Annotated in this window: 12 protein-coding genes; 6 read left to right on the top strand and 6 right to left on the bottom strand. The window is 47.5% G+C overall.

Features of this window, described 5'->3' with window-relative positions; all coding sequences use genetic code 11:
• Positions 1-80: 80 nt before the first annotated feature.
• Genes hslO through yrfG form a run of 3 tightly spaced genes read right to left on the bottom strand, consistent with a single transcriptional unit; the run spans position 81 to position 2,115 of the window.
• Positions 81-986, bottom strand: coding sequence for an Hsp33 family molecular chaperone HslO (gene hslO, locus AWU77_RS14445; RefSeq protein WP_062064712.1), 906 nt, complete (start codon positions 984-986; stop codon positions 81-83).
• 24 nt (positions 987-1,010) lie between these two features.
• The gene (locus AWU77_RS14440) at positions 1,011-1,439 is read right to left on the bottom strand and encodes an RNA-binding S4 domain-containing protein (RefSeq protein WP_062064710.1); all 429 of its coding nucleotides are present in this window, start codon (positions 1,437-1,439) and stop codon (positions 1,011-1,013) included.
• Positions 1,440-1,467: 28 nt separating this feature from the next.
• Positions 1,468-2,115 carry a GMP/IMP nucleotidase gene (gene yrfG, locus AWU77_RS14435; protein WP_062064708.1) on the bottom strand — a complete coding sequence of 216 codons (648 nt, stop codon included), beginning with the start codon at positions 2,113-2,115 and terminating at the stop codon, positions 1,468-1,470.
• 43 nt (positions 2,116-2,158) lie between these two features.
• Here yrfG and nudE point away from each other — a divergent pair, with 43 nt between their 5' ends.
• The 3 genes from nudE (at position 2,159) to AWU77_RS14420 (ending at position 4,098) form a co-directional block, all read left to right on the top strand.
• A complete protein-coding gene (gene nudE, locus AWU77_RS14430; protein WP_062064706.1) occupies positions 2,159-2,761 on the top strand; it encodes an ADP compounds hydrolase NudE in 603 nt (200 codons plus the stop codon).
• On the top strand, positions 2,754-3,635 hold the full coding sequence (cysQ, locus tag AWU77_RS14425) for a 3'(2'),5'-bisphosphate nucleotidase CysQ (RefSeq protein WP_062064704.1): 882 nt from the start codon (positions 2,754-2,756) through the stop codon (positions 3,633-3,635). Before nudE ends, cysQ begins: the two co-directional genes overlap by 8 nt.
• Before the next feature lie 247 nt (positions 3,636-3,882).
• The gene (locus AWU77_RS14420) at positions 3,883-4,098 is read left to right on the top strand and encodes a hypothetical protein (protein ID WP_062064702.1); all 216 of its coding nucleotides are present in this window, start codon (positions 3,883-3,885) and stop codon (positions 4,096-4,098) included.
• Between the two features lie 16 nt (positions 4,099-4,114).
• Here AWU77_RS14420 and AWU77_RS14415 read toward each other — a convergent pair whose 3' ends face one another.
• The 3 genes from AWU77_RS14415 to moaA all read right to left on the bottom strand — a co-directional run bounded on the left by AWU77_RS14415 (position 4,115) and on the right by moaA (position 7,872).
• Positions 4,115-6,106 (bottom strand): bifunctional diguanylate cyclase/phosphodiesterase, encoded by a 1,992-nt coding sequence (locus tag AWU77_RS14415; protein WP_062064700.1) that lies wholly within the window; start codon positions 6,104-6,106, stop codon positions 4,115-4,117.
• Between the two features lie 256 nt (positions 6,107-6,362).
• Positions 6,363-6,878, bottom strand: a complete 516-nt coding sequence (gene moaB / locus AWU77_RS14410; protein WP_062064698.1) for a molybdenum cofactor biosynthesis protein B — start codon at positions 6,876-6,878, stop codon at positions 6,363-6,365.
• Position 6,879: 1 nt separating this feature from the next.
• Positions 6,880-7,872 (bottom strand): GTP 3',8-cyclase MoaA, encoded by a 993-nt coding sequence (moaA, locus tag AWU77_RS14405; RefSeq protein ID WP_062064696.1) that lies wholly within the window; start codon positions 7,870-7,872, stop codon positions 6,880-6,882.
• A gap of 611 nt (positions 7,873-8,483) precedes the next feature.
• Between moaA and cobA the strand changes: the two genes are divergently transcribed.
• The 3 genes from cobA (at position 8,484) to nirD (ending at position 12,394) form a co-directional block, all read left to right on the top strand.
• Positions 8,484-9,314 (top strand): uroporphyrinogen-III C-methyltransferase, encoded by an 831-nt coding sequence (gene cobA, locus AWU77_RS14400; RefSeq protein ID WP_062064821.1) that lies wholly within the window; start codon positions 8,484-8,486, stop codon positions 9,312-9,314.
• An 88-nt stretch (positions 9,315-9,402) separates the two neighbouring features.
• Entirely contained in the window at positions 9,403-11,943 is a 2,541-nt protein-coding gene (gene nirB / locus AWU77_RS14395; protein ID WP_062064818.1) for a nitrite reductase large subunit NirB, read from the top strand.
• Between the two features lie 118 nt (positions 11,944-12,061).
• Positions 12,062-12,394: a nitrite reductase small subunit NirD gene (gene nirD, locus AWU77_RS14390; protein ID WP_062064694.1), complete on the top strand. Its 333-nt coding sequence runs from the start codon at positions 12,062-12,064 to the stop codon at positions 12,392-12,394.
• The last annotated feature ends 70 nt before the right edge of the window (positions 12,395-12,464 follow it).

The following is a 12,464-nucleotide window of genomic DNA, read 5'->3' as shown; positions in this document are numbered from 1 at the left end:
TAAAACAGGTATCCACTATGTCAATGTCTTAAAAATTGGATACCCGCCACGCGGGTATGACGACAGATAAATTAATAAATTTAATGCAGCACATCACCACCCAATAAACCGCGCACTTCTTCGGCAGAAAAATGATAGTGTTGATTGCAGAACTGGCAGTCAATATCAATGCTGCCTTTCTCTACCAATAATGATTCTACCTCTTCTTTACCTATAGTCAGTAGCGCATCTGCACTGCGTTCGCGTGAACAGCTGCAGGCAAAACGCAAGGCTTTTGGTTCAAACAGGCGCAGTGGTTGCTCGTTGAATAAGCGATACAACACAGTTGAATGATCCAGCTCTAGTAGCTCATCTGATTTAATCGTGTTTGCGAGGGTGATGATGGTTTCCCACTTGTCGCGATTGTCTTCTTCGTTAGTAATTAATTGCTGTGGCAGTGCTTGAATCAAAAATCCGGTCACTGATTCTTCATTGGCGGCGAACCACATTTTAGTGGCGAGCTGTTCAGATTGTGAAAAGTAATGCTCCAAACAGCCGGCAAGATTATCGGCATCCATAGGGACTATGCCTTGGTGGCGCTCAATGGTGCCGCTAAAGTTTTCGCGGCGTTGCGGCTCAATGGTAATCACCAGCACACCGTTGCCGAGCAATTGTTGCAAATTACCTTGAATCGCAATGTCTTCGCTCAGTTCTATTTCGCTATTTAAACGCACTATGCCACGCAGGTTATTGTGATGATTACATTCCGCCATAATGGTAGAGATGGCACCGTCGCCACGCGCTTGCAAAATAATTTTGCCGTCAAATTTTAAGGTGCTGGATAATAATCCTACTGCAGCGAGAAATTCCCCCAGCAATCGGTGAATGGCGGGTTGTTGTGGGTTGTGGCTGAGCACTTCGCGATAGCTGTCACCCAGAGTGACTATTTCTCCGCGCACGTCGCAGTCGTCAAATAAAAAGCGGTGTAATAAATCATTGCTTGGCATTGTTTAATCTCTTCACAATAAATTCTAGTTTTCGTCGCCCAATAAATTAATGCGCTGGAAGCGGTGAATATGGCGGCGATCTTTTTTGCTGGGGCGCTGGTGGCTGATGATGTAACTACCCAGCCCGGCTTTGCGTTCAGCGGCGCGTTTTTCGCGTTGGACTTTACTTTCTTCCGTCTCTTCATAGAGCAGCGCTGCTTCCGGTGCGCCGCGGCGTTGATCGGAAAGTGCTTTCACCACGACAATTTTTTCATCGAGATTTTGGCGTATGGTTAATACCAAACCTACAGTCACTTCTTTGCTGGGTTTGATGCGCTGCCCATCGCAGTGGATTTTTCCACCGTCGATGGCTTCTTTGCAGAGGCTGCGGGTTTTATAAAAGCGCGCGGCCCATAGCCATTTGTCGATGCGGATTTTATCGTCATCAGCTTGCTCGTGTTTCTGTTTACTCATGCAGTTGTGTGCTCATCAATAGATTTTCCTAGGGCATAATTTCGTCAAAATGATGGATCGCAGGATACTCCTCCATACGGCGTTCAATTTTGCTGTCGGGCTGGTGAATACCCAATAAATGTTTAATGCCGAAGGTTTTGGCGGAGTCGAGAATGCGCACAGTGTCATCGATAAATAAGGTGCGCGCAGGATCAAACTGCTCGCGCGCTTGTAATTCCTGCCAGAATTTTTGTGATTCTTTTGGCTCCTTAAATTCGTGCGATGAAATAATCACATCCAACCATTGATCGATTTTTGTCACTTGCATTTTGAGCGACAAACTTTGCGGGTGCGCATTGGTCACCAACAATACTTTTTTGCCGCAAGCGCGCAAGCGCTGTAAAAATTCGCCAACCTGAGGGCGAATTTGTATTTTGTGTTTCACTTCTTCTTTTAAGCTGGAAATATCCACATCCAGCGCATTGGACCAAAATTCCAGGCAGTACCATTGCAGTGTGCCTTCGTGCTGGCGAATATCACCCGCTAATTTTTGTCGTGCGGTGGCCAGATCTACATTGTGAATTTGCGCGTAGCGCTGGGGCAGGTGATCCAGCCAAAAATAATTATCGAAATGCAGATCCAACAAGGTACCATCCATATCCAGCATGACAGTATCTATTAAGTCCCAATTGATCATAAAATTGTCTCTATCACTTTCTGCGAACTGTACTCTACGACTTATGCCGACCAAGCCCAGTATTTTGAAGCGCGCGACTGTTGCGCGCAGCCGATTATTCCGCGCCGATGAGCTGCACCTGCGATTTAGCAATGGCCAAGAGCGCACCTACGAGAAACTCTGTTCCGGCGGGCCGGGGGCGGTGCTTATTGTACCCTTGCTCGACGACAATACGGTGCTTTTGGTGCGCGAATATGCCGCCGGAATCGAGGATTACCACCTCGCGCTGCCCAAAGGTGCTATAGATCAGGGTGAAACTCTGCTGGCGGCGGCTAACCGCGAACTGAAAGAAGAAGTGGGATACGGCGCGCGCAAACTGCAATTTCTCAAACGCATCAATCTATCGCCTGCTTATATGGAGCACGGTATTAACATCGTCATTGCCTGGGATCTCTATCCCGAGCGTTTGGAGGGCGATGAGCCGGAGCCAATTGAGGTGGTGCCTTATCCGCTCGCGGATTTGCTGCAACTGATTGCTCGCGCCGATATGTGCGAAGGGCGCAGTATCGCCGCGCTGTTTATGGTGCGCGAATGGCTGGCGGGCAATTATCAAGCGGCTGAGCCGGTGTTGGACTTATCCTCTAGCGAGGTCACACATAATGACTAATCACCCTATTAGCCCTGAGTTAATTGCTCGTGCGGTTGATGTCAGTCGTCGCGCCGGTGCGGCGATTATGGCTATTTATAACAATCGCGATAGTTACAACATTGAACAGAAGGGTGATGACTCGCCCCTTACTGCGGCGGATTTGGCCGCGCATAGCTTGATTAGTGCGGAGTTACCTGCGTTGCTACCGCTGCCGATGATCTCGGAAGAGGGCGATATCCCGGAATTTGCCGACCGCCACTTATGGGAAAACTATTGGTTGATTGATCCACTCGACGGCACCAAAGAATTTATTGCAGGCAATGGCCAGTTCACCGTCAATATCGCCTTGATCCAGCGCGGCCGCCCGCTGTTGGGTGTGGTGCATGTGCCTGCCACCGACATTACTTATCTCGGTGTATTGGATGCAGAGATGAGCGAAAGCATCGGTGCTTTTAAGTATGAGCATGGGGGCAATCCTGAGCGGATAGCGGTGCGCCCGCTGCTGGAACGCTTTTCACAGAAACAATCCTTAACCGTATTGTTGAGTCATCGCCACGGCACTCAGGCCAATGTGGACTTGATGGCGACAATCACCCGCAATTGGCCGGGTGAGATAGAGACAACCAATGCTGGCAGTTCACTCAAGTTTTGCCTTATCGCGGAGGGGCAAGCAGATTTCTACCCGCGTTTGGCGCCGACCTGCGAATGGGATACCGCCGCAGCGCAAGCGGTGCTGGAAGCGGCTGGCGGGCAAGTGGTCTGTGCTACCCCCACTTTACAACCACTGGTTTACAACAATAGAGACGATTTAATTAATCCTCATTTTTATGCGCTGGGGGATAGGCATTTTTGCTGGGAGCGGTTATTAGTCGCTGATGAGCTGGTGCATTAAATCGATTGGTATTGCTAATGCACCTATTAAGTGCAGCGGCAATGCCGCTGCTTTTATAACCAAACTTTCATAGTGCCGAGAATAAAATATTCTAAGTTAAATTGGCTCATGACGGCGCTTCTAGGCTAGTCTTCATAAGGCAGGGAACCAAAACATCGCGCTGCAGTTTACCCAGTATTTTTTCCCGCTAGCGTTACGCGATACCGCTACACGATATTCAGTATTTTGTTCTTAGGGAGCGTTACCAATGAGAAGACAAAGCAAAAATTTAAAGGCCGATTTTAATACCACTCACTCTGATTTGATGCGCGATAAATTAATGCGCGAAATTTCCGATTACGAGCGCCAGCTCGCCGAATTAAAATTAAATGGGGCGCAGGTGAATTTCACCATGATTCAAACCTACAAAGATTTAATCAACGCCCGCCAAGCCATGCTTAAACGTTTGCCTGTGCATTATTAATTGACGGCGAGGGTATTTAAGCCGAGCGATTTTTACTGCGCTGCGCAACACTAAAGCGAGGATCAACAAATTCTTGCGGAACACTAAAGGCTGTTGTTAATCTGGAGAGGGCGTTTCCTTTTTCCTGATTAGCAATAGCCTTTGTTGTTTTACTTACTTTTTTTGCGTTGTATTGGTCTGTAGTTGCACGCAAAGACTTATGTTGCAACCATGCATTGGCATCATCAAAGGGCATGGGGCGATGAATAAAATAACCCTGCACTTGATCACAGCCCAATTCGCGCAAGCTACCTATCTGTTCAAATGCTTCTGCCCCTTCGGCGACAACCGCTAAACCCAACGCATGGGCTATTGAGACTATGCCTTGGGTAATGTCCCAATCCACTTTGTTAACAGGTAGCTCCGCTACAAATGAACGATCAATTTTGATCATATCGAGCGGCAGACGTTTTATATAGGTGAGTGATGCATAGCCAGTGCCGAAATCATCTACCGCCATGCGCGCACCTAAATCGCGGCAGCGCAGCATTATACGTTTGGCGCGCTCCAAATCTTCCAGCATTGCTGTCTCGGTAATTTCTATGATTAAGGCCGCACCAAAGCCCTGTTGTTGCTCGCAGAGTGTTTGTAATTCCGCTAAAAATGAAGGATGTAAAAAATGACGCGGTGAAATATTGATATGAATATCGGGTGCCAGTGAGTTTTTACTCCACAACTGCATTTGCCGTGCGGCTTCGCGCAAAACCCAATTGCCTAAACGGAATTCCAAATCGCCGCGCGCGGATTCAAATGTTTGAATTAGTGGCCCGGCGCTGATGATTTCACCATCTGGTTTGCACCAGCGCAACAGTGCTTCAAAACCGACTAACGATAAATCGTTTAACTGACAAATAGGCTGATACCACAGTTGTAATTCGTTGCGTTCCAATGCGCCTTCAACATCTACAATCGAAATTTGTGTTTCTTGTGGCAATTCGCTTTTTACCGAAGCGCGCTGAAAACGATCGCCACCTTGGCTTTTGGCGACATACATGGCCGCATCGGCTTTGCGCAGTAAATTAATTTCATCGACTCCATCTTGTGGTGCCAGCACCACACCAATGCTGCCACTTAAGCGCCCGCGTTTACGCCCTGTGCCATAGGGGATGCGCAATGCTTGTAAAAAGCGATTGGCTAAAATATCGATATGGGATGCGTCGCACTCGGCGATAATTAAAAATTCGTCACCCCCTAAGCGACCTAATTGATCGCCTTTGCGCACTACGTCCGATAAACGCTGGGCGACATCGCGCAATAGCACATCGCCAGTCTCATGCCCCCAGTGATCATTGGCCGATTTAAGCCCATCTACGTCGATAAAAAATAAAGCAAATGGGCGATTGTAGCGATGCAGTTTTTCCAAGCTGTCATCGACGCACTGTAAAATTCCGCGGCGATTTAATAACTTTGTCAGTGGATCAATCGTGGCAAGCGCGCGCAGTTGCGCTTCCAGTTTTTCGCGGTGACAAGCGACTGCAATCTGGCTGGCAATGCGCTCTGCCAGCGTCAATAATTGCGGGGAAATGTCTGCAACAGAATTGGTGTGTGCAAACCAGGAGGATGCCAGTACACCTAATACTTTGTCGGAAGAGATAAGCGGGATCACCAGGTTGGATTGCAATCCTGCGTCGATTAGTTGTTCCATAGCATCTGGTGCATTGGGGTAGTCGCGCGTAAAAATACTGGTTTTGCTCGTTAATACACGGCCAGAAATTCCCGTCGTAGCTGAAAAGCGCAACCCTTTAAATCCATTCAGTAAATGCTGTTGTTCACCTTCGAATAGTTTGTATTCAAAGGTCTGGTTATCATCATCAAGTAAAATTAAAGCAGTGCCGTCGGCGCCCAATAATGCGCGCACGGCCGCAGCCGCTTTTTTAAAGAAAATTTGGAAATCCGGTTCGAGTGTTAAGGCATCCATGGTTGCCAGCAGTGATGGCACTGCTGTATGTATCAGTAACGAATTATTCATGGAGACCTGCTCACAAATACATCAGTAGCACCTTGTTAAGGCATGGATTCAGAGAATTGCAATTAGCTTGCCAGTCACCTTGGGGCGAGCACTTTTTTACAAAAGGATGGGGTTTTGTTGATTGATATGACAAAAGCACAAAAAACACACGAGCAACAATGTTCGTGTGCTATCGCGCTCACCAAAACAATGCATCAAGGTTATCGGGTGGCATTAAATTAGTGCGGAGGTAACTCGGCGGTGAAGAAGATGGATATTACTTATTAATTTGTAACTGCCCAACAAAATTGCAAGGTCTATGGCGACTGTCTAATTGTTCTTTGATAATTTTTTCCCACGCGGTGGTGCAGGCACCGGTTGAGCCGGGCAAACAAAAAATTAAGGTGCGATTGGAAAACCCTGCAGTCGCGCGGGATTGAATCGTTGATGTACCAATTTCTTCGTAAGACACCTGACGAAATAATTCACCGAACCCCACGACGGTTTTATCAAACAAAGGTGTTACGGCTTCGACCGTGGAATCGCGCCCCGCAAACCCCGTGCCGCCAGTAATTAAAACGACTTGCGCTTGTGTATCAACAATCCAGTTGGAGAGCACGGCGCGAATTTGGTAAATATCATCTATCACTAATTTGCGATCGTGCAATCTGTGGCCTGCTGTGGTTAATAGATCTTGCAGTTTTTGGCCGGATGTATCGGTTTCCAACGTGCGGGTGTCGGAGACGGTGAGTACACAAATACTTAAGGGTTCAAATTCTTTTTGGGATGACACTCTAACCTCCAGTCATATTCATAAACCGCACAATTTGCGGTTCATCATCTAAATCAAACGTATGTTTTTCTGGCTTGTGTTGCATAGCATTGATAATGCGCGTGCGCACTTCGCTATGCGGATTTTCACTTTCACGTAAAGCTGCGCGCAAATCCACGCTATTTTCCTGACCTAAACACAACAATAATTTTCCGGTAGCGGTGACGCGCACGCGGTTGCAGCTGCTGCAAAAATTATTGGAGTGGGGCGAGATAAAACCAATCTGTGAATCATAACCGCTTGCTTGCCAGTAGCGCGCGGGTCCGGCGTTGTCTTGTTTGGCAGCAACTGGCTGCAGTGAATGATGTTGGCTGATGCGTGTGCGCAACTCATCGCTGCTGACAAATTCGGCGGCGCGGCCATGTTCATCGATTCGGCCGAGTGGCATCTCTTCGATAAAACTGATATCCAATCCCTCATCTAGTGCAAATTGCACCAGTGCGGGCACTTCATCGGCATTGTAGTGTTTGAGTGCAACACAATTGAGTTTGATGCGTTTAAAACCTGCTGCTTGTGAAGCCTTAATGCCCGCCAGCACTTGTTTGATGTCGCCCACGCGGGTGAGTTGACGGAAGCGTTCGGGGTTGAGACTATCAAGGCTGATATTAATACGGTCTACTCCCGCATCTTTTATTGCCTGTGCGTACTGGGGTAGATGGGTGCCATTGGTGGTCAGGCACAGTTCGGCCAAGCCGGGCAATTGCCCTAATCGCGCTAGCAGATCAACAATGCCGCGCCGGATTAAGGGTTCGCCACCGGTGATGCGCAATTTGGTTACGCCCAGTGCAACAAAGGTCTCGCCCAGTGTTGCTAATTCTTCAATGCTCAATACTTCGGCGCGCGGCAGAAAAGTCATTTCCTCCGCCATGCAATACACGCAGCGCAGGTCGCAGCGGTCAGTCACTGACAGGCGCACGTAATTGATGGTTCGGCCAAAGTTATCGATTAACTGCATATATAAAGAAGCTGATTCCAGAAAGATGAGGCACTCTAGCGATGCTATCCATTTCACTCAAGGCAATTCGATCTGGCCATTTCAAGTGGGGCAGCAGCATTGTGATTAGCAATCGGCTGGCCAGCTTTTCCAGCGCCTGGGCGGAGGCCTCTAAAAACCCTGTCCCAAAATGGGGATTTTTAAAATTCTACACCTTTAATTACCGCTCCCTTAGGTTTTTGTGTAATCACATCCAGCCTGAATAGCCAGTTATTCACCTGAAATCTACCTAAAATTTATAAAATGTTTTTATGTGGTGCGCCGTGCACCATAACAATGTTTTTATATGGTGCATTTTGTAAAAAAGCAAAAAGGCTATTTTGCTGTTCATTGGTGCAGCTTTGCACCATTTAAATTCACTGCGGCGCGTTATGAATAGAAGGGCTAAATCGGCTGCGCTGGTTACTGACTTTGTTTTCAATTATAAGCATATGAAACATAAGGGAAAATAATTTTTTTTTGCGTTTTGTGCGATCTGGCACTGAGCTTGCAAATATACACCTGTAACCCAATAGCAGGTGTATGCCATGACCCAATTTTTCAAAGCCAGCATAGAAACTCTTCCTTCTGCCATGCTGAAACAGCGCAGTGATGCTAATGACCGCGCTAAAAAATCCCGCGTAGGCAAGGTCTGGTTGGTAGGCGCAGGTCCTGGTGATGCTGAATTGTTAACGGTGAAAGCACTGCGTGCAATCAGTACCGCTGATATTATTTTTTACGATTATTTAGTTAGCGCCGATATTCGCGCACTCTTTCCTAAAAATATTCCCGCGCACTATGTTGGCAAAGCAAAAAACCAACACAGCATCGCGCAAGAAGATCTCAATCAATTATTAGTTAAGCAGGCACAGCTTGGTTTGACTGTGTGCCGCATAAAAGGTGGCGACCCTTTTGTGTTTGGTCGCGGCGGCGAAGAATTATTGGAATTGCGCAGCGCCGGTATCGAAGCCGAAGTGATTCCAGGTATTACCTCTGCCTCTGGCTGCAGCACCTATGCCGATATCCCCCTAACCCATCGCGGTTTGTCGCAAGGCTGTACTTTTGTTACCGGTCATGCAGAAAAAAGTTTGGATGTAAATTGGAATGCGCTGGCGCAATTGAATCACACCCTGGTGTTTTATATGGGGCTGACTCGCGCCGACGAAATCGCTAGCAAATTATTGGCCGGTGGTTTAGCTGCCGATACGCCGGTTGCCATTATCGAAAATGGTTGCCGCAAAGATCAGCGCAACATTATCTCTAGCTTGAATGAATTTCCCGCTGCGGTGCTACGCGAGCAGGTGCAATCACCGGCGTTGATTATTGTCGGCGAAGTGGTGCGCATGAAAGAAAAATTACAGCTGGCCATACAGGAGCATGCAGCACAAGCGCATGTCGCTGAAACCCAATACCTTTTGGCTTGATTGTTTTTTAGTTTATTTCTTATTCGTTAATACAACGTTATTTAATACAAAGTTATTTAATACAAAAAATCACGACCGTGAGGCAGATATGAAGAAGCGCATTGTAGTAGTCGGCAACGGCATGGTAGGGCATAAGTTTATCGATAATCTGGTGAATCACGCCGATGCGGATCAATACCAGGTCATTACTTTTTCAGAGGAGCCGCGCCTTGCCTATGACCGCGTTCAGCTCTCAAAATATTTTTCCGGTTCAACCGCTGAAGATCTGATGCTCACCAGCGAAGATTACTACACCGAAAAATCTGTTGAATTTATCCTGAAAGATAAAGTGGTCGATCTGGATTTTGAAAACAAAGAAGTGATCACTGCATCGGGTCGCCGTGAAGGTTACGACAAATTAGTTCTTGCGACGGGTTCTTTCCCATTTGTTCCTCCTATTCCCGGCAATAACGGTGAGCACTGTTTGGTGTATCGCACCATTGAAGATTTGGAAGCCATTACTCGCTCGGCACAACAGAGCAAAATTGGTGTAGTGGTGGGTGGTGGTCTGCTCGGTTTGGAGGCAGCGGCCGCATTAAAAGCTGCTGGCCTTGAAACTCACGTAGTGGAGTTTGCTCCGCGGTTGATGGCGGTACAGCTCGATGAAGGCGGCGGTAAATTATTGCGCCGTAAAATTGAAGCAATCGGCGTAAAAGTACACACGCAAAAAGCGACCAATGAAATTGTCGCCGGTACTGAAGCGCGCTACCGCATGAACTTTGCCGATGGCAGCCATCTTGAAACCGATATGATTTTGTTCTCTGCTGGTATTCGCCCGCAAGACGAACTCGCGCGCAAGTGCGGCATTCAAGTAGGTGAGCGCGGCGGTATTGTAGTCGATAACAATTGCCAAACGAATTTGGATGATGTGTACGCAATTGGTGAATGTGCACTCTGGAATAATCGTATTTACGGTTTGGTTGCCCCAGGTTACCAAATGGCAAAAGTCGCTCTGTCGCATATCACTGGTGGCAGCGAACAATTTATGGGTGCCGATATGAGCACCAAATTAAAATTGCTCGGCGTCGATGTGGCATCAATCGGTGATGCCCACGGCGCAACTCCCGGTTCATTAAGTTACACCTACAGCAACGATGTAGAAGAAGTCTACAAGCGCATGATTGTATCGGCTGACAATAAAAAATTGTTGGGCGCAGTATTGGTAGGCGATGTTGAAGCCTATGGTACTTTGCAGCAAATGTGTGTGAACGGCATGGATTTGCCGGAAGACCCCAACTGTTTAATTCTGCCCAGTGTTGATGGCGCAGGCATGGCCATTGGTGTAGATGCTTTGCCAGAAACCGCGATGATCTGTTCGTGTTTTGATGTGAGCAAGGGCGCGATTTGCTGTGCAGTGCAAGACGGTGCGCGCACCATGGGCGACATTAAAGCCGTTACCAAAGCCTCTACCGGTTGCGGTGGCTGTTCAGCATTAACCAAACAAGTGATGGATGCCGAGTTAGTGAAGCTCGGGGTAGAAGTAAGCAATCATATTTGTGAACACTTTCCGCACTCGCGTCAGGAATTGGCCGACATAGTGCGCATTAAACAAATTAAATCCTTTGATGATTTGTTGGATCAGCATGGCCACGGTTTGGGTTGTGAAATTTGTAAGCCAGCAGTGGCCTCAATTCTCGCCGCTTTCTGGAATGAATTTGTGTTGGATAAAAAGCACATAGGCCTGCAGGATACCAACGACATTTTCTTGGGCAATATGCAAAAAGATGGCACCTACTCCATCGTGCCGCGTGTTGCAGGTGGTGAAATTACGCCCGATAAATTAATCGCGCTTGGTCAAGTTGCTAAAGAATACAAGCTCTATACCAAAATTACCGGTGGTCAACGTGTCGATTTATTTGGTGCGCAATTGCATCAGTTACCCGCAATTTGGAAAAAATTAGTCGATGCCGGTTTTGAAACGGGCCACGCTTACGGTAAATCATTGCGCACGGTGAAATCCTGTGTTGGTTCAACCTGGTGCCGCTACGGTGTATTGGATTCAGTTGGCATGGCGATCACGCTGGAGAATCGCTACAAAGGTGTACGCGCACCGCACAAAATTAAATTTGGTGTGTCGGGTTGTACCCGTGAATGTGCGGAAGCGCAATCCAAAGACTTTGGTGTTATCGCCACTGAAACCGGTTGGAGTTTATATGTGTGTGGTAACGGCGGTATGCGCCCACGTCACGCGGATTTATTCGCCACAGGTTTGGACGATGCCACCTTAATTAAATATATCGACCGCGTAATGATGTTCTACATTCGCACCGGTGACCGTCTGCAGCGTACCTCGGTATGGATGGAGAATATGGAAGGTGGTTTGGATTACCTCAAACAAGTGGTGATCAATGACAAGCTGGGTCTCTGTGCGGAACTGGAAGAGCAAATGGCTTACAACATCAGCCAGTACCAGTGCGAGTGGAAAACCACGGTGGAAAGTGAAGAGTTGCAAAAACGCTTCAAACATTTCATCAATGCCGATGTGCCGGATAACAATCTTGCCTATGTGGTTGAGCGCGAACAAATTCGCCCGGCAACTGCACTGGAGCGCACCAATAGCAGTATTCAGTTTGTTGAGTTGGTAGATTAACTATCAGTAGCCCGCATGGAGTCTAACGAAGTGCGGGGTTTACTTGCCGATTGAATTTTTTCCCGTATTGCGCAAGGCGCCATAAGGGCTACGAAGAAACTTTTCAGTGAGAAATATCATGAGCGAAAAACCCTGGATTAGTGTGTGTGAAATAGATGACCTTTTTCCTGATACCGGCGTTTGTGCCCTGGTGAATAATCAACAGGTAGCGATTTTTCGCTCGCGCCGTTTAGATGAAGTTTTTGCAATATCAAATTACGACCCCATCGGTGAGGCCAATGTATTGTCGCGCGGCATTATTGGTTCGATTGGTGATGAGGTGGTAGTGGCATCGCCACTGTATAAAGAGCACTATAATCTACGTACCGGCGAATGCCTGGAAAAACCTGAATATACAGTCGCAGTATATCCAGTGCGTGTAGACGATGGTTTGGTGCAAGTGCAGGCGTAATTTCCTGTATGGAAATTGTGTTGTGCAATTGTTAGTTTTTGTGTGAGCTTCCCCTTCTTCTTCGACTGCT

It is taken from the genome of Cellvibrio sp. OA-2007, assembly GCF_000953825.1.
Lineage (GTDB): Bacteria > Pseudomonadota > Gammaproteobacteria > Pseudomonadales > Cellvibrionaceae > Cellvibrio.
Note: the sequence above shows the minus strand (reverse complement) of the source record. Positions and strands in the feature narration are given on the sequence as shown.

Coding starts and splice junctions, on each gene's coding strand:
- hslO (WP_062064712.1), bottom strand. CDS start 986: ATGCCAAGCAATGATTTATTACACCGCTTTTTATTTGACGACTGCGAC.
- AWU77_RS14440 (WP_062064710.1), bottom strand. CDS start 1,439: ATGAGTAAACAGAAACACGAGCAAGCTGATGACGATAAAATCCGCATC.
- yrfG (WP_062064708.1), bottom strand. CDS start 2,115: ATGATCAATTGGGACTTAATAGATACTGTCATGCTGGATATGGATGGT.
- nudE (WP_062064706.1), top strand. CDS start 2,159: ATGCCGACCAAGCCCAGTATTTTGAAGCGCGCGACTGTTGCGCGCAGC.
- cysQ (WP_062064704.1), top strand. CDS start 2,754: ATGACTAATCACCCTATTAGCCCTGAGTTAATTGCTCGTGCGGTTGAT.
- AWU77_RS14420 (WP_062064702.1), top strand. CDS start 3,883: ATGAGAAGACAAAGCAAAAATTTAAAGGCCGATTTTAATACCACTCAC.
- AWU77_RS14415 (WP_062064700.1), bottom strand. CDS start 6,106: ATGAATAATTCGTTACTGATACATACAGCAGTGCCATCACTGCTGGCA.
- moaA (WP_062064696.1), bottom strand. CDS start 7,872: ATGCAGTTAATCGATAACTTTGGCCGAACCATCAATTACGTGCGCCTG.
- cobA (WP_062064821.1), top strand. CDS start 8,484: ATGCTGAAACAGCGCAGTGATGCTAATGACCGCGCTAAAAAATCCCGC.
- nirB (WP_062064818.1), top strand. CDS start 9,403: ATGAAGAAGCGCATTGTAGTAGTCGGCAACGGCATGGTAGGGCATAAG.
- nirD (WP_062064694.1), top strand. CDS start 12,062: ATGAGCGAAAAACCCTGGATTAGTGTGTGTGAAATAGATGACCTTTTT.